Source organism: Halobacillus salinarum (assembly GCF_022919095.1).
GTDB lineage: Bacteria > Bacillota > Bacilli > Bacillales > Halobacillaceae > Halobacillus_B > Halobacillus_B salinarum.
The window spans coordinates 3897456-3914128 of record NZ_CP095073.1; the positions used below are offsets into that span (position 1 = coordinate 3897456).

15 protein-coding genes and 1 pseudogene are annotated in these 16673 nt (G+C 40.5%); 1 reads left to right on the forward strand and 15 read right to left on the reverse strand.

Annotated elements, in window-relative coordinates; all coding sequences use genetic code 11:
• Nucleotides 1-4: 4 nt before the first annotated feature.
• From pseC to MUN89_RS20065, 5 genes are all read right to left on the reverse strand, one after another.
• Nucleotides 5-1213: a UDP-4-amino-4,6-dideoxy-N-acetyl-beta-L-altrosamine transaminase gene (pseC, locus tag MUN89_RS20045; RefSeq protein WP_244709827.1), complete on the reverse strand. Its 1209-nt coding sequence runs from the start codon at nt 1211-1213 to the stop codon at nt 5-7.
• Nucleotides 1213-2157 carry a dTDP-glucose 4,6-dehydratase gene (locus tag MUN89_RS20050; RefSeq protein WP_244709828.1) on the reverse strand — a complete coding sequence of 315 codons (945 nt, stop codon included), beginning with the start codon at nt 2155-2157 and terminating at the stop codon, nt 1213-1215. The genes pseC and MUN89_RS20050 overlap by 1 nt, the downstream gene beginning before the upstream one ends.
• 135 nt (nt 2158-2292) lie before the next feature.
• On the reverse strand, nt 2293-3294 hold the full coding sequence (locus MUN89_RS20055; protein WP_244709830.1) for an SDR family NAD(P)-dependent oxidoreductase: 1002 nt from the start codon (nt 3292-3294) through the stop codon (nt 2293-2295).
• Between the two features lie 218 nt (nt 3295-3512).
• A complete protein-coding gene (locus MUN89_RS20060; protein ID WP_244709832.1) occupies nt 3513-4937 on the reverse strand; it encodes a glycosyltransferase family protein in 1425 nt (474 codons plus the stop codon).
• A 5-nt stretch (nt 4938-4942) separates the two neighbouring features.
• On the reverse strand, nt 4943-6214 hold the full coding sequence (locus tag MUN89_RS20065; RefSeq protein WP_244709834.1) for a surface carbohydrate biosynthesis protein: 1272 nt from the start codon (nt 6212-6214) through the stop codon (nt 4943-4945).
• 373 nt (nt 6215-6587) lie between these two features.
• On the opposite strand from MUN89_RS20065, the gene MUN89_RS20070 reads away from it, so the two are divergent.
• Nucleotides 6588-6752: an aspartyl-phosphate phosphatase Spo0E family protein gene (locus MUN89_RS20070; protein WP_244709835.1), complete on the forward strand. Its 165-nt coding sequence runs from the start codon at nt 6588-6590 to the stop codon at nt 6750-6752.
• Nucleotides 6753-6786: 34 nt separating this feature from the next.
• Here the strand turns inward: MUN89_RS20070 and MUN89_RS20075 are convergent, their stop codons facing one another.
• The 10 genes and pseudogenes from MUN89_RS20075 to MUN89_RS20120 all read right to left on the reverse strand — a co-directional run bounded on the left by MUN89_RS20075 (nt 6787) and on the right by MUN89_RS20120 (nt 16649).
• Entirely contained in the window at nt 6787-7944 is a 1158-nt protein-coding gene (locus MUN89_RS20075) for an FtsW/RodA/SpoVE family cell cycle protein (RefSeq protein ID WP_244709837.1), read from the reverse strand.
• A 171-nt stretch (nt 7945-8115) separates the two neighbouring features.
• On the reverse strand, nt 8116-8313 hold the full coding sequence (locus MUN89_RS20080) for a hypothetical protein (protein WP_244709839.1): 198 nt from the start codon (nt 8311-8313) through the stop codon (nt 8116-8118).
• Between the two features lie 115 nt (nt 8314-8428).
• Nucleotides 8429-9121: a nucleotidyltransferase domain-containing protein gene (locus tag MUN89_RS20085; protein ID WP_244709840.1), complete on the reverse strand. Its 693-nt coding sequence runs from the start codon at nt 9119-9121 to the stop codon at nt 8429-8431.
• A gap of 131 nt (nt 9122-9252) precedes the next feature.
• Entirely contained in the window at nt 9253-9999 is a 747-nt protein-coding gene (locus MUN89_RS20090; protein WP_244709842.1) for a polysaccharide pyruvyl transferase family protein, read from the reverse strand.
• A 44-nt stretch (nt 10000-10043) separates the two neighbouring features.
• Nucleotides 10044-10370 carry a hypothetical protein gene (locus MUN89_RS20095; protein WP_244709844.1) on the reverse strand — a complete coding sequence of 109 codons (327 nt, stop codon included), beginning with the start codon at nt 10368-10370 and terminating at the stop codon, nt 10044-10046.
• A 239-nt stretch (nt 10371-10609) separates the two neighbouring features.
• Nucleotides 10610-11335 carry a sulfotransferase family 2 domain-containing protein gene (locus MUN89_RS20100; RefSeq protein ID WP_244709846.1) on the reverse strand — a complete coding sequence of 242 codons (726 nt, stop codon included), beginning with the start codon at nt 11333-11335 and terminating at the stop codon, nt 10610-10612.
• 168 nt (nt 11336-11503) lie between these two features.
• Nucleotides 11504-13560: pseudogene (locus MUN89_RS20105) on the reverse strand (alpha-glucuronidase family glycosyl hydrolase).
• 39 nt (nt 13561-13599) lie between these two features.
• Nucleotides 13600-14712 (reverse strand): mannonate dehydratase, encoded by a 1113-nt coding sequence (gene uxuA / locus MUN89_RS20110; protein ID WP_244709848.1) that lies wholly within the window; start codon nt 14710-14712, stop codon nt 13600-13602.
• Between the two features lie 32 nt (nt 14713-14744).
• The gene (locus tag MUN89_RS20115; protein WP_244709849.1) at nt 14745-15626 is read right to left on the reverse strand and encodes a carbohydrate ABC transporter permease; all 882 of its coding nucleotides are present in this window, start codon (nt 15624-15626) and stop codon (nt 14745-14747) included.
• Nucleotides 15627-15638: 12 nt separating this feature from the next.
• Entirely contained in the window at nt 15639-16649 is a 1011-nt protein-coding gene (locus MUN89_RS20120; RefSeq protein ID WP_244709851.1) for an ABC transporter permease, read from the reverse strand.
• Nucleotides 16650-16673 lie beyond the last annotated feature (24 nt).

A 16673-nucleotide genomic window follows, 5' to 3' on the forward strand; every position in this document is an offset into this window, starting at 1 on the left:
TCTCCTAACTATGGGCTGACGCATAATAAGCAAGTACTTTTTTCACTGCATGGATGACGTCTTGCGCGTCCTGCTCTGTCATCTTCGGAAACAGCGGGAGGGAAATAATCTCCTGGTACAACTTTTCTGCCTCTGGACATTCTCCGGTTCGGAAGCCCTTATTTTGATAGTAAGGATGCTGATGGACAGGAATATAATGGACATTTACACCAATATTTTCCCCGTGAAGCGCTGCTACAATTTCCTTTCGACTTGTTGTGAGTCTATTTAAGTTCAAACGGATGATATACAAATGCCAGCTTGATTCTGCTTCTTTGGCTTGAAAGGGGGGAATAAGAGCAGGGTGATCTTTAAATGATTCATTGTATAAAGAAACAATATGTTTTCGCTTTTTAATAAAATGATCCAACTTCTGTAATTGACTTAGCCCAAGAGCTGCCTGTAAATCCGTCAATCGGTAATTGAATCCGAGATGCTGCATTTCATAGTAATAAGGTTCATCCTTTATCGAGAGCTTGGCTGAGTCTCTAGTAATTCCATGAGACCGGAATTGCACTAATTTTTGATAGTAGCTCTCATTGTTGGTCGTAATCATACCGCCTTCACCAGTCGTAATGTGCTTAACCGGATGAAAGCTGAACATCGTCATATCATTAAAAGACCCCACTGGTGCGCCTTTGTATTTTGCTCCGATTGCATGAGCAGCATCTTCGATAACCACTAGATTATTTTCTTTTGCAATCTCCCTGATTTCCTTATAGGCAGCTGGCTGACCGGTAAAATCAACCGGAATGATGGCTTTTGTCTTACTGGTCAATTTTTCTCTAACAGAAGCTGGAGAAATGTTATACGTATGTGGGTCAATGTCCGCAAACACGGGAGTTCCACCCATATAAAGTACACAATTGGCGCTGGCAGCAAAGGTCATGGGAGAAGTAATCACTTGAGATTCCTCATTAATCCCGGCCGCAAAGCATGCCGCATGTAACGCGGCTGTCCCGCTTGAGAAAGCTACGGCGAACTTCGCCCCCACGAAATGGGCGATCGCTTGCTCAAATTGCTCGATTTTTGGTCCCGTCGTAAGGTAATCGCTCTTTAATACTTCAATGACAGCTTCAATATCCGTGTCGTCAATCCATTGTCTTCCATAAGGTATATAAGTACTTCGAACAGCCGGGCCGCCAAATAACGCTAATTTGTCGCTGCTTTTCATTAGCTGCCCCCTGTATTTCTAATCCATTGTTCTGTTCGTTTAATGCCTTCCTCCAAACTGAAAAGCGGCTCCCACTCCAGTAATCTTTTCGCTTTCCCATAATTACAGAGCAGCTTTGCGATTTCACTTTGAGGGTGAATATGTTTCACATGCTGTATTTGACTGCTGTCCTGGGCGATTAACTGAGCCAGATCGTTAATGGAAACGTCACGCCCTAAGCCAGCATTGACAATTTCTCCATTAACTACCGGTTCATAGCCCGCTACTACTATAAATCGTGCACAATCCTCCACATAGAGCAAGTCCCGCGTCTGTTTTCCATCCCCATAAATTTGCAGCGGCAGCTGATTTAATTTATTTTTAATAAAAATGGCTACAACGCCGCCTTCGCCGCCGGTTTTCTGATAAGGACCATACGTATTAAATGGACGTATGACAGTAGTCGGCAGACCATAAGCATAGTAATAAGAAAGAACCATGTTTTCAGCTGCAATCTTTGCGCCCGCATATGGAGACGCAGGTTTTATAGGATCTAATTCGGTAATTCCAGTTGCACTGGAAGCAGGTGCATAAACCATACATGTACTCATAAATACGACTTTCACCTGATGATGCTTACATTCTTCCAAAATATTAAATGTTCCAATTGTATCGTTTTCAAACGTTGTTTTCGGATCATCTATACTGTCCTGGACATTAATACTGGCCGCTAAATGATAGCAAATATCGAACTTCTTTAAGAAGAGGCTTTTAAGTAATGCCACATCTTTTATATCTCCCTTAATGACTTCCATTAATGATGGATGCTGGCTCATTTCTCTAAGGTTTTCAGAACTTCCATTTGAAAAATCATCCAGGACCCAGACTTTATGGCCGTCATCAAGCAGCCGTTTGACGACCCACCTTCCAATAAAACCTGCCCCGCCAGTGACTAATATATTCAAAAGTCTTCCACTCCTTCTTTGCCTTCTACAGGAATACTTATTTTGACCGCTTGAAATTATTCATCTGAACATTATACGAGGAGCACCTTAAGATTTATGCTTCCACGTTCTCAAATCCGTTTTTCTTTACTTGCGTTAGATGAATGCTTCTCCTTTTAATAATTGATACAGTTCTTGTTTCTTAATAGGAGTTTCATTACTGGAGCTATACGTCCCAGGCACAGCTTTCCTCACCTGTGCATATGCTGAATTAAGCCCAGAATGTCTGCCGATTACGTACATATCAGTTAACTCAAGAGCAGTAAGAGATTCTTCATAAGTCATCAACTCTTCATACATTTTTTCTCCCGGACGTACTCCTATTTCTTCCACTCTAATGGAACTTGGGTCCAAGCCCTGCTGTTTGCTGATTTCTTCAATCAAGATGTCAGATAAATCTCCGAGTAAAATGACCGGCATTTTTAATACAAACACTTCTCCACCTTCAGCCTCTTCCAATGCCTTCATTGTTAAATCTGTGGCTTGTCGAAGGGTCATCATAAATCTCGTCATCGTACGATCTGTAACCGTGATTTTTCGGTCTTCAACAATTTGCTTCTTAAAGAGAGGAATGACAGAGCCTCTAGAACCCATGACATTGCCAAATCGTACACTTGCAAAAACAGGACTGCTGCTCATTCCCTCTCCTTCAGAAGTCATCAACCGTTCAGCGATCAATTTAGTAGCACCATATGAATTAGCCGGGTTAATAGCTTTGTCAGAACTCGTAAACACCACTTTTTTTACACCTTGTGCAGTGGCTGCTTTCACAATATTATGTGTTCCGTGTACATTCGTAAGTACGGCTTCATATGGATTGAATTCACACGAAGTCACATGCTTCATGGCAGCAAGGTGAAAAACATAGTCCACGTTTTCCATTACTTCAACTACACGCTGATAATTTCTAATATCTCCCAATAAAAACTTCACGTTCTTTAGTTTTCCAAGTTCATTTTGAAAATGGTATTGTTTATACTCATCCCGGCTGAAGATTTTGATCATGTTCGGCGATTGCTTTACCAATGACTTGACAATACTTCTGCCAATAGTCCCTGTACCTCCAATAACTAAAACATTTTTGTCTTTAAAAAACATAAGCTTCTTCTTCCCTTTAAGATAATTTGAATATTAGAGAAGGAGCGTCTACCCCAAAGCTCGTATATTCTTTTCAGTACTACCATTTATATTCCTAAAGGGAGCATCGGTGAGAATAATATACTCTTACCTAGACAAGGCCTACTTCATCTTGTGGAGATAAAAAAAAGCTCCCTCCCGAGTAAGGAAAAAGCCTGTGATAATAAAGAAGGTGCAGCCTATGAACTTATGGATCGAACTAATTGCGCAAGTCTTTTTCCTGCTATTCCTTTCTCATCCGTGTAAAGCTCTGGAAGAATCAGTTCTCGTAGCTTCTCGTGATCTTTTTTTGCTGCAGGGTACAAGTATTTAGTAACCTTATTCGTTAAACGAACGGGATCATTTTCTATGAAATTCGAAAAAGGATCAAAATAATCCATGGAACACAATAGTGGCTGCTCCCAAATAAATAATGGTTTATTAAACAACAGAGTCTCTAATGCGACCGTTGATTTGTAACAAATCACCGCATCCGCATGGTAAATTAAATCATAGAGGTGATTATATTTATTTGCTTTCCGGATCTCAGGAAAATCTTTGAACATTTTTTCCGTTTCAGGAGTGTCAACTTTCGTTTTCATGATAATATTCAGCCTGCCAGTAGCCACTAATGCCTCCACCAGCTTTCTCGTAAATTGAATCTCCTCATGATGAATAGGCAGCAGGACTACTTTGCGAGACTGATTGAATGGATACGTCTTTTCGAATACACGTCTAGTCATCATTTTTCTTTTTGTAATCTCATCAAAGCGTGGGTGCCCGGTGATTTTTACCGCAGATTCAGGAACTCCTTTTTTCCTATACCATTCCAATTCATAAGGGCCATGAACAGCCATAATGCTTGCTGTTTTTGGCAGGAAACCGAAACTGCCTCCTATCACACCATGCTGCAAGCAGATACAGGGGACCCCTCTCCTGAATGCTTCCAAACTCATAGCTCTGCTTTCAGGTGTATTTGTATCCCCGATGACTAAGCACGAGACCGGGACGCTTTCAAAAAACACCCTCGAGGCTTGGATGTATTTTCCAATCGATGGAATTTCAATAATAAAGCGGTTTTGGAATTCTTTATGAGAAAAAACAGGGTGGTACCCCATTGAACTGAATAGATGTTGCGCTTTCATTTGATAACTTTTAAATGAATGCTGTGAAGCTGGAAGATAACTGTCCAATCCTTTAAGTGGTATGGAATGTTTCACAAGATTTTTTTTTATGTTTTTCGTATTTCTTTTAAGAAGAAGAGTTGCTGCGGGGTTAAAATTCCTTTGAAGGATATGGTCGGGCACTCTTAATCTAAAGTCGTGCAGAACTACTTTTTTTCCATTCTGGTTTTTACTACCCGGTTTTCTTTTCGGCAGTTTGGTTAAATACTTGTCATACTTATGTTGAAAGCTGATTTCTTTATCAAGATCATTTTGGAGCGCTTTTCGAAGCTGACTGCTCTGCAGTTTAGCTGTAATCGTTCGATTGTCTTTCATTAATCCATAAAAATGGCTCAGCATGGCGATTGGATACCCATCAAATAAGAGCGAAGAGAAGCAGTCAAGAAAATCGAAATAAAGGTCCCAGTAATTCTTTTCAAAGGTATTTACTACTCTCACCACTCTTTCTATCTGCTATTCAATGAAGAAATTTCAAACACATTGTGACCGATTTTATTGATATCAAACCTGCTCCCCGTTGATTCAACAGTATCCATCTTTGTAAAGAATTCTTTTATATCTTTTTCAGTAAACCCTGAAAAGAGCGCATTCGCCTTTTTATTCTTAGGCAACGTAAGTGTTGAGTATTTCAACTTTCTGCGTTTTTGCGGAGCTACGATCGTATTATCTAATTGGTGGAGAATGCTTTCATAAGAAAAGCCCTCCTCTGCTTTATAAAATTTGTCAAGCACCGCAGTTTTTCTTTTCAAGGCTGCTTCCGATTCGTCCTTTAACAATCGAGTATTGGTTAAAAAATTCACCAAATCCTCTAACCGGGCAGCTTTTGTCCCCAAATCATTAGGAAGATCCACATCAAATTCTGCATTTGTGAAGGGGATATAAGTAACGACAGGTTTATTTAAAAGAAACGCTTCTATACTTGAAGTACAACCATTGTGAACCATAGCCTCAGCTGCAGAAATCCAATTAATAATGTTTCCTTCTCTTCTTATATAAGCGTTCTTATATGGTTTGCACGCTCGAACATACGGCTGAGGGTCTTCACTTGGATGAGGACGGACTACAATATTTATATCCGCACAGGAAGAACAGAGATGCTTGATCATTGTTAAAAATTCTTCAAACATATCTTTTATATATTGGGTATGTGCATCAAGCTTGCCACTCCGAAAACCTGCAAGCGTATTATATTTAGCAAATCTTGTATTGATAAGAATAAAAGATCCGTATTGTTGTTTGACTTTTTCCGTTTGATCTTTATGCAGATCCCTGAATTTTGGCAGGAGAAGATCAAATCTTGGATTTCCCGTAATATACAACTTCTCTTTACATTGAGGATACGCCTTAGCAATCACTTCCTTCTGGTACTTTCCCCAGCATAATTCTTTCTTTACTAAATGGAGCATGTTTAACTTCATCCTGTCACGCAGATATTTCACAGGGTCATGCAGAAGTAACCCTTCCTCATCAAGTTCAATAATGACATGTTCGAACTGTGAAATGTTTTGGATGACCGTTTGTCGGTATCCATGAGTATATCCCTTTAAAAAAAATATCCCTTCAGGATAAACGGAAGCGGCTTCTTCCACCATATTGTGATCTCCAATAATAACGCGGTAGCCTCTTTTTAACGCATAATAAGCAAGCAGCAATTTCGATTCTAATTCCCTTACCTGGACTTCCACGGGTAAGTACAGCCACTTTTCTTTCGTTTTCACTTATGATCATCCTTTCCGCTCGTTTCCATTAAAGAGACATAAGCAAAATGCGAATCTTTTCCACTTTATGACTGGTCATATGTAAATATTCCCTGCTTATAAAGCAAGCAGGTCGCAAATTCTTAATAAGTTAATAGCAAACAAAAAAACCTTTAAATACTTTTCCATGATTAGATGTGGGCATTATAAAAAAGCTCAGGTGACCTTTATTCCCATAATTTTTTCAGCATCCCTGCGGAAAAAATCGATATTTCTCTAATTCTGTAAAATTAAACCATTTTTTATCCAAACTATTGACTAAGAACATTTGTTCTTTTTATAATATCAATAGTAAATCAAACGCTGGCTTGATCACATAAGGAGGACACGAACCATGACGGACACGCGCACGTTGGAAAACGAAGTGGAAGAAATACGCTGGAAGATGTATGAAGCTTATCAATCAAGCAAAAATTACGAAGAAATTTTAAAAGTATCCCAACAATTGGATCATCTACTAAATGAATTCACATGTCCAGCGAGGGAAAATTCACAATAAAAAAAGCTCCTGTAGAGGAGCTTTTTAATTCGGTCTAATCTTCCCCAAACATATAAGTTCGATGGTGAAATGAAATAGAGAAGACGATTCCCATAGCTATCAAATTTCCTAATAATGCACTTCCGCCGTAGCTGATAAAAGGAAGCGGAATCCCTGTAATCGGCAGCAGCTGTATCGACATTCCCACGTTCTGGAATACGTGAAATGAGATCATGCTGATAATCCCCACAAGAACATAGCTGCCAAATGGGCTGTTGGAGTGATTCGCTATCGTCGTTAACCGGTAAACGAGAAAAAAGAAGAGAACGATAACAATACTCGCACCCAAAAACCCATATTCCTCTCCTATGATACTAAAAATAAAATCTGTGTGGCTTTCAGGCAGATAGACTTCCCGATGGCCAAAGCCTTTCCCCATAAGCTGACCCGATCCAATAGCTTTCATAGCTTTTATGAGCTGATACCCTGCTGCATCTTCATATTGTAAAGGCTGCAGCCATGCATAGATCCGCCCAAGCTGATAAGGTTTTACGTGTAAGTATTTATCAAGTAATTCCGGAGCTTGAACTACAAGCCACAAAATGGCTACTCCTACACTCCCAATCGATAGAAACATGGGTAAAATAAGCTTCCATCGTATTCCGGAGATTAGAATCATACCGCTTAAGATGGCAATAAACACCAAACTTGTTCCTAAGTCAGGCTGCTGCATGATTAGAAATAGAGGCAATGCTGTAATACCTATCAATTTACCCAACAGCAATAAGTCCAGTTTAATGGTTGAATTCCGGTGCTTTTCATGATGCAGGACAATAATGTTCGACAGCATCAGTATGGTAAAGATTTTCACAATTTCCGCCGGCTGGATAGAACCTGCTCCAGGAAGTACAAACCAGCTCTTCTGTCCTTTGATAACCGGCGCGATACTAGCAGGTGCTAAAATAAGCGCCCCTAATAACAAAAGGCCGAAAATGTATAAATAAGGGCTGATTTTACGGTAATCCTCTGGTTCAAAGATCATCATAACCCCAATGGCTACCGCCCCAACCCCATACCAAGTAAGCTGTTTTAATACGAAATTCTCTTGATATTGACTGCTTTCCTGGGCACTTAAAAGAGCTATACAGCTTACAGCAATGAAGCAGCATAGTATAAAGAATAAGGACCAGTCAAAACGGTCTTCAGATTTCATTTACATCCCTCATCTCATATCTCTTAGATGCCTGTCCTCATTTAAGAGTCCAATCTATATTATAAACCTATTTTTTCCTTTAAGTAAGGGGGCTTTTCCAACTACTTTTGCCTTAGAACCTTCTTTGAAGCTTAAAGGAACACCAAATAAAAAAGCACCCCTCCGGGTGCTTTACATTTGATCTGCTACGTGAATTAAAGTGATTAAACTAGAAGATACAGTATTCATATCTACCAATCCATCTTCAGATTCTTTCACTTTATCTAATTGTAAGATAATATAATCATCATTGCCATTAAACGAAATCTGTCCTGAACATATTTTCCCTTTCAACAACAGGATTTTCTCATGAATTGTTTCTCGATCCAATCAAACCTCTCCTCGTACGCGAAATATACTTATTCGCTATTATGTCCACCATTCTATGAAGCTATACTTTCAAGAGTGCGTCCTCAGACGTAATTTGCACATCAGCTGAGTCGTCTTAAGTCTCTGTGTATCCTTCAAATAACCTTCCACCCCATGGTTCAAGAACTTCATCTACAAAATCAATATACGGTTTTTTTTCGCCGTTTTGATAGAAAAGAAACAACTGCTTCGCGAAGTGGTTTGCAAGCTGTGGATCAAACCGTTTTAAAGATCGAAACATCCATTTCCCTTCCCCCATCCACTGCTGGTTTGTTCTCAAAATAAACTTGTGAAGCTTTTCAGTAATTGCAGCTACAGTAAACAAATCTTCTTCTTTGCTGTGAGAGCCCTCCAAATCAGTTAGCAAATCAGTTAAGATATAGCGTTTCTCATTAATGGTCTGAACCGGCCACTTACCAGGTCCTTTTTGCAATAAATGCTGTGCTTCGGTAATCAGTTGATTCGCTTTCTTTTCTCCTTTAAGAATGAATCCTTCCGCGACAATTCTCATGATTAAGGGCACCCCGTACTGTTCTTCAAGAAAATACGTGTACGATAAAGAGTCCTGATTATGCACAAAAACTTCAACCGGCCAGCCTTTAAATTGATACGATTTTCGAAAAGATTGAGTGGACAGGATAAAAATATCTAAATCAGAAGAAGGTGTGTCTTCACCTCGAACCACACTTCCTGACAGCAGAGCAGCATCACAATCCATAAAATAATGGGTAACAAATTCTCGAGAATGATTTAAGGCATGCTGATTCACTCGACCCCTCCTTAAGCTGAGCCCCTGATCGCTTGAATTATGTATTGTATGAAAGAAGACTAATAATTAGAACAAAAACGCCTTTCATTGATTAATTTGACGAAAGGCGAATCAATATTTAGGTTGATTAATTAAGGAAGTGATTCTAAAAAGGGCTTCATTTTTTCCACCCACAGTTTGTCTACCTCTTCAAGGGTACGACAGGTGACTGGGTAACCTTCTTTGACCTCTTTTTTAAACATCTCTACAGCCTGTAATGAAGGTGCTTCTTCCCTCATTTCCTTAATGAGCTTAGGATCAACTTCAACAATTTCATCAGCATTTTTTAAAACTTTTTTTGAAGCAGCAGAGTATCCTAATCCCTTAACTGTATACAAATGGCTGAGTCCCCTGCCATCTTCTGCGATAAGAAGACTTGGCTTTCTATGTCTAAGAAACCAAATATGACCATGAAGTCTAAAACCTACGTGGACGTCGACATGTTTATAAAAAGATAATCGTCTATAGGAGCCTGATAAGTCTATAACCTTAATGGCTTCACAAGTCCATTCTGGATCGATATGGTCACTTAATTTCCCATGATAGCCATGAAAAGTTAAATAGACGTAGCATGAGAATTCCTCCTTAAGCCTAAGAGCCAGTTGATAGGCCATTGGCCAATGTTCCTTTATATGGGGCATCGAAAGAGCTATGCTGTTAATTTTTTTCGGGAGTACCGGTTTCCTGAACAGAAGTTCTAAATCAAATAAAGCACAATCCCCGGTCGTCCCGAAACATTCCACGCCATTATTTTTCATCAATACTTCTGTGAATTTATCTCGGCATGAAACAGCTCCCATACTTACCCCTTCATCATGCTCTCCAAAAATCCCCGACAACAGTTCACGTTCCTCTTTATCAAGTTCAAGTTGCTTTGCCTGCTTTATAGTGCCTGGATAAGCATTCCATCCTGCCCGATAGCGTAAACGGGGACACCAAGATTAATAGCTTGTTTTAGTACGTCATTTCGCTTTGGAGGCGCCGCTTGATATCCTTGAAGGGTTGGACGAAGAGCAGGAAAAAGAATGGCTTTATACTTCTTTAAATTGGGGAGTGAAGACAGCTCTAGATCGACAAGACTCAAAATATCTACTGTCGTGTGCCTTCCTTTAACTCCTTTTATTAGTTTTATCAGGCTTTTAGCAATGAGGTCATCTCCTGAGTTGCGTGAACCTTTTCCAGGGTAAGTGGATAGAATTAAATAGGACAACTTAATCCTCCTTTCTTCAAAAATGCTGCTGTATTCTATATATTCAATTCTTTAATTATCTTCAAGGTAGAGTTCTGAATTTGTTAAAGTCATGCTCTTTATATTAGATGCAGCATTGTGGAAATGCGAGTGTGCTATAGAGGTCCATTTCTATAAAAAACAATAATTGCTAGATTTTCATCGTTTACTCAAAGAAAAAAACGCTCTTAAAAGCGTTTTTTCAGGAATTAACTAACCCTCTACCATTGTAAGTCTTTCTTCCATTGTTTAAGTTCCTGTTTAGATGAAGTATCCAGCTGATCTAACTTTTTCAAGAAAGCTTGTTTGGCCCACTGATACAATTCGATATCCGCCCGGTTACATTCTTTAATCCATTGTATTGCTTCTGCAGGTATTTCGTTCAGCGGTTGTCTATGTGGAGTAACATTGGTTTTCACAGCAAAAGGCTTTATTTCCCACGGAAAGCACTTACTCAGTAAGTATAAGGATTCCACATACATATCTGTAAAACCTACAAAGGAAAAGTGATGTTCTATGTTCTGCTTAGCTATCTCCAAATGGTCCGGTTCCCCACCGGAAATATAGCGGGTTGCAAGGTTAGACGTACGGTATTTTATATTACGTATGTCTTCTGGCTGAGGATAAACTCGGTTTTGGATTTTCTCATCCTTCATATAGGACAAAAACTGCTTGAGATCCATATCTTTGACCTTTGGATAGATCTTTGACTTTTCATAGCCATGTACATAATAATATGTGGAAACCACCCGATCGATTGGATCCCGAAGCATCGTTAAATAAGTATATGGCTTATCAAATTTTTTAAAAAACATGCCGTGGCGGACCATAATATCCTCTTCTTGAGCTTTCAGCACTGCCCATAGAGATTTGCCGCCGGTCTTTGGGATGTGTAAAAAACATACGTACCTCTCTAAATCATTTTTCTCCTGGTTCATAAATAACATAAGCTAACTCCTCCTCTAATCTATGTATTACCTTATGTTATTCCTGCTTCCTCCTTCACAGAAGTATAAGTAACGAACGTGGCGAGAATTCAAAACGGCACCGTTTCGTGCATCCATTTCAAACATTAAAAACCCCTTTAGAATCACCTCCTAAAGGGGTTTTGCACCTCAATAAATTTTCCTATCTTCACGATCATTCATTCCAGACTTCCGGTAAAAATAAGTGTTAATAATATCCCGCCATTCTACTGCATTTTTCTTTTGCATATCAAACCGTTCCAATACATCGTAGAACCTCCGGTCGTCGATTTTCCCTCGCAGGCTGAGCCACCTGTCCCTTAAGTCCTCCACTTGTTCGACACCTTTAAAATGAGTATTGTAAATATGCTGAATGACCGTTTCCCCGGAATGCAGCCGATGGGTGTAGGGAACATGGTGAAAGAAGAGAAGCAGTTCATCCGGACATGTGTCCAATGATTCAAATCGATCTTGATTTTCTTTAAAATATTGGGAGGTAAAACTCGTGCCACTTTCCATTGTTCTGTCAACACCTATTCCTTTCCAATCAGCAAAGTGATACGTTCCCCAAACCGAATATTCATATCCGTCTACATTGGGTCCGTAATGATGGCCCGGGTTTACCATCCACCCAACTCCAAGAGGCGCGGTATAATTTTCATAGACTCTCCAGGAGTCTTCAAGAATTGTTGTAATCGTGTCCACCACTTGGGTGTCACTGCCGTACGTCCTCACTACCCACTCATAAGTAATCGTTTCCTCCTTCAGTTCAGGATTCCAGATGAGGCGTCCATATCCGTAAAGATTGGCCTGCGCCAGAGGATGTCCCGTCCAATTTATGTTATCTCCGCTGTTGGATACTGCTGTAATGCCGCTATGTTTATTCTTGTACAATTCCCCGCTGACTACTTTTTGGATGGTCGAACCTTTTCCTTTGGCATACGTATCAAATTCAAGAATTTCCTTCCACTGTGGGAGAAGATAGCACAGGTCTTTTTGCTGGCCCGTGTATTCTTGAGCAATTTGAAATTCCATTACCTGGTTGGTTGCTTCCATACCCCGATCAGCGGTGAGACCGGCTCCCTGACTTGAAAATCCATCGGTCCGTTTTTTATTTGTAAAATAACGTTATCTAAAAAGTGTCCGTCTAATGGTTTGAAGTTATCATAGGCTGCTCTGGCACGGTCGATGCTCCGGTCACGCCAATCCTGCAGGCAGTTATAGACGAAACATCTCCAGAAAACAAGTCCGCCAAAGGGCTGTAATGCTTCCGCCAATACATTTGCTCCATCTGCATGATTACGATCATACGTGAACGGACCGGGCCTATGTTCAGAATCCGCTTTTACGACAAATCCGCCAAAGTCCGGAATATAATCGAAAATTTCCTTTGTTTTTTCCTTCCACCAGGATCTTACTTGCTCATCAAGCGGATCTGCTGTATCCAGACCTCCGATTTGAATCGGGCTTGCGTAATTGATGCTCAAGTACGTTTTTATTCCATAACTGCTGAAAATTTCAGCAACCTGAGCTGTCTCAGGTAGAAAGGCCGATGTGATCAGGTTCGTCTCTACTTGATGAACATTTACATTATTAATCGCAATACTATTAATTCCTACAGAAGCTAATAATCTCGCATAGTCTTTAATCCTTCCTAACTGTCCCGTAAATGAATTTTCCCTGTAGAAAAGCGAACCCCCGGCATATCCACGTTCAATACTGCCATCCATATTGTCCCATTCATTAAGCATTCTGATTTCATTAACAGGGTTCTCCATGATAGAGAGATTCTTTAATTCTTGTTTCATCTGCATGAATTTTAATAAATGAAAAGCAGCATACAGCAGGCCTTTTTCCCGCCTGCCGATGAGGTACAAGTAGTGGCTGCCCCCTTCTTCCCTCGACTGGATAACATACCCTTCCTCGTTGAGCTCAGAGGTAAGAGAACTTTCGGTCGTTAAAACAATCGAAGAATTTTCAGAGCGTTCATGAGATACAACAGGGGCAGCTCCAAGCATAGTCTCTATCCCTCTAGTCAGTTCCTCTTGCACGGAAGACATTATCTTTGATTGCGAGGGGATAATGACCTCTCTGCATACATTAAGGTACTGCTCTACTAGCTTTTGATCCTTCAGCTTTTGGTAGCCCAGCCAGCAGTCATAGCTCGTGCGATCTTCCGGATGAACCGCATAAGTTAAGTTTTGTATATTTTGTTTCAGTAGACTCACAGTTCCTGCCTCCTCTTCTTATTTTTTACAGCCATGTTCGTAGTGAAACGGGTGCACGGGTACTCCGGCAGAGTGAAGGCTGTCCCATAGGCCTGACAAATACATCACGCCAAGGGCACGGTCATATAGACCATATCCAGGCCTAGCATCTTCATTCCATATCATCCTGCCGTGATCAGGTCTCATATATCCAGTGAAGCCTGAATCATACAGTGCTTTGACTATTTCATAAAGGTCATTTGAGCCATCACAGCTTCGGTGCGCTGTTTCGTAGAAATCGCCATTGTCCAAAAGCTTGATGTTGCGTATGTGGACGAATGGGATGCGGTCACGACTGCAAAAATACTTAATCATTTCAGGCAGATCATTTACGCGGTTAGCACCAAGAGAGCCTGTACAAAAGGTGATCCCATTATGCGGGCTGTCTACCATATTGACAATTCTCTCTAGATCATTCCGATTCTTAACAATTCTAGGAAGGCCAAACACAGACCAAGGTGGATCATCAGGGTGAATCGCCATCCTAACATCAAATTCCTCCGCAACAGGAATCACCTTTTCAAGAAAATACTGAAGATTAGCGAACAGGTCATCCTCTGTTAGCCCTTCATACATACGGAAAAGCTGTTTAAGGGTACTCAGCCTCTCCCGTTCCCATCCTGGAAGCGAAAATCCTTGTGAGGACTTTTCCATTTGGTCAAGCAGGATCATAGGATCGATATTCTCTATCTTCGCTTTTTCGTAGGCGAGCACGGTTGATCCATCCGCTAATTCTTTGGCGAGATCTGACCTCGTCCAGTCAAAAACCGGCATGAAATTATAGCAGATGACTTTGATGCCGGCCTTTGCAAGATTTCGGATCGTACGCTGGTAATTTTCAATATACGTATCCCGAGTGGGAAGCCCCAGTTTAATATCTTCGTGGATATTTACACTCTCAATTACTTCAAACCGTAACCCTTTGGAAGTGATTTGTTCCTTCAGCTCCACGATTCTGTTAAGCGGCCAAGCTTCCCCAACAGGTATGTCAGACAGTGCTGATACAACTCCGGTCATCCCGGGAATTTGTTTGATCTGGTTTAACGTCACACTGTCATCGTCTTTGCCAAACCAGCGAAATGTGATTTTCATTTTTCCGGGTGCTCCTTCATCTCAGTTTTGAATTATTCTTTTTCTGCTCCTAGTACAATTCCCTTCACAAAATATCGTTGTATAAATGGATAGACAATCAGCATCGGTAAAGCGGCTATGAAGATCTGCGCCGCCTGTACAGTCCGCTGCGATAAATTCCTTAATGTCTCCGCGTCCACATTCATATTTGTAAAGTCCTGCTGGACAATCACGGTTTGAAGAAAGGTTGATAGTGGATAGTTGGATGCATCCGTCATATAGATCAACCCATCAAACCAGGAGTTCCAATGAAAGACCATTGTGAACAATGAAATAGTGGCAATAGCTGGAACCGAAATCGGCAGATAAATTCTTAAGAAAATCTGAAAATGGTTGGCTCCGTCAATAAATGCTGCTTCTTCCAATGATTTCGGCACTGAAGTACGAAAGAAGTTTAGAAGCAGAATCATATTAAAGGCGTTGATGGCATGCGGAAGCACCAATGCCCACATCGTATCTGTCAATCCTAATTTTGTAACAATAATATACGTAGGTACGAGCCCGCCATTAAAGAGCATCGTGAAAACAAAAAACCACGTATAGATTTTTCTTCCTTTAAATTCTTTATCTGTCTTCGACAATGGATAGGCAGCACAAAGCATTAACCCCATAGATACAAGAGTCCCGAGAATGACCCGTGAGCAGGAAAGCATAAGGGAACGAATAAAGTTTTCGTTCCCTATCGTTTTGTCATAAGCATCGAGCGTAAAATCTATCGGTATAAACCTTACTAGATTTCCTGCTGCCGCTGAACTTCCACTTAAAGAAACGGCAAGAATATGAATGAGCGGAAGGATACACAGCACGGCTGCTACAAATAAAAATCCATAGTTACAAATGGTAAAGATCCTATAAGCCTTCGTATTATAATGCACAAGGCGCACCTCCTAGAAAATTCTGTAGTCCGCATATTTGTAAGCAAGCCGGTAACCGATTACGACAAGGATAAAGCTGATCACTGATTTAAACAGCCCCACCGCTGTACCATAGCTGAAATCTCCATTAATAAGACCTACTCGATAAACGTACGTATCAATAATATCTCCAGTTTGATAAACGAGCGGGTTATACAAGTTAAAGATTTGGTCAAAGCCGGCATTTAATATATTTCCAAGAGATAAAGTGGCCACAACAATAATAATTGGAAGCATGGCAGGTATTGTAATATAAAGCGTCTGCTTCCAGCGGTTCGCGCCATCCATAATGGCTGCTTCATAAAGAACAGGATTCACTGCCGTCACAGCCGCTAAGAACACAATCGTATTAAATCCCGTTTCCTTCCAAATATCACTAATAATAATCGTCGGTCTGAACCATGTATTATCACCAAGGAAAAAGATCGGGTCAATGCCAATAAACCCTAGCATTTGGTTAATTAAACCACCATCAGGCGAGAGCATATCCATTAGGATTCCGCCTAAAATGACCCATGATAGGAAGTGAGGAAGGTAAATGATGGTTTGAATTGATTTCTTGAATGCCATTTTACGCACTTCATTTAACAGCAGAGCGAACATAAGCGGAACAGCCACTTGAAAGATAATTTTCAATAGTGAAATGACTAAAGTATTCCATATGACCTGACGCGCATCATCGTACTCAAACATCGTTTTAAAATGTTGAAAACCTACCCATGGGGAATTCAGAAAGCCGAGCCAGGGCTTATAGTCTTGAAAAGCCATGATGAGCCCACCCATAGGGGCATACTGAAAAAACAGGGCTACGATGACAGCTGGGAGTACGAGGACGTGAAGCTGCCATGTCCTTTTAAAATTCCACTTTTGCTTTTTCTTCTTTGGTTTAGGATGTACGGGTTTCTTTTTGTTAAATTGTCTGCTTTGTTTGTCATTCAAACTGGACGTTTGCTCCTCTTGTGGCAGAGGCTGTCTGAGCGCCATCTTGTTTCCTCCTTACGGCTTTTT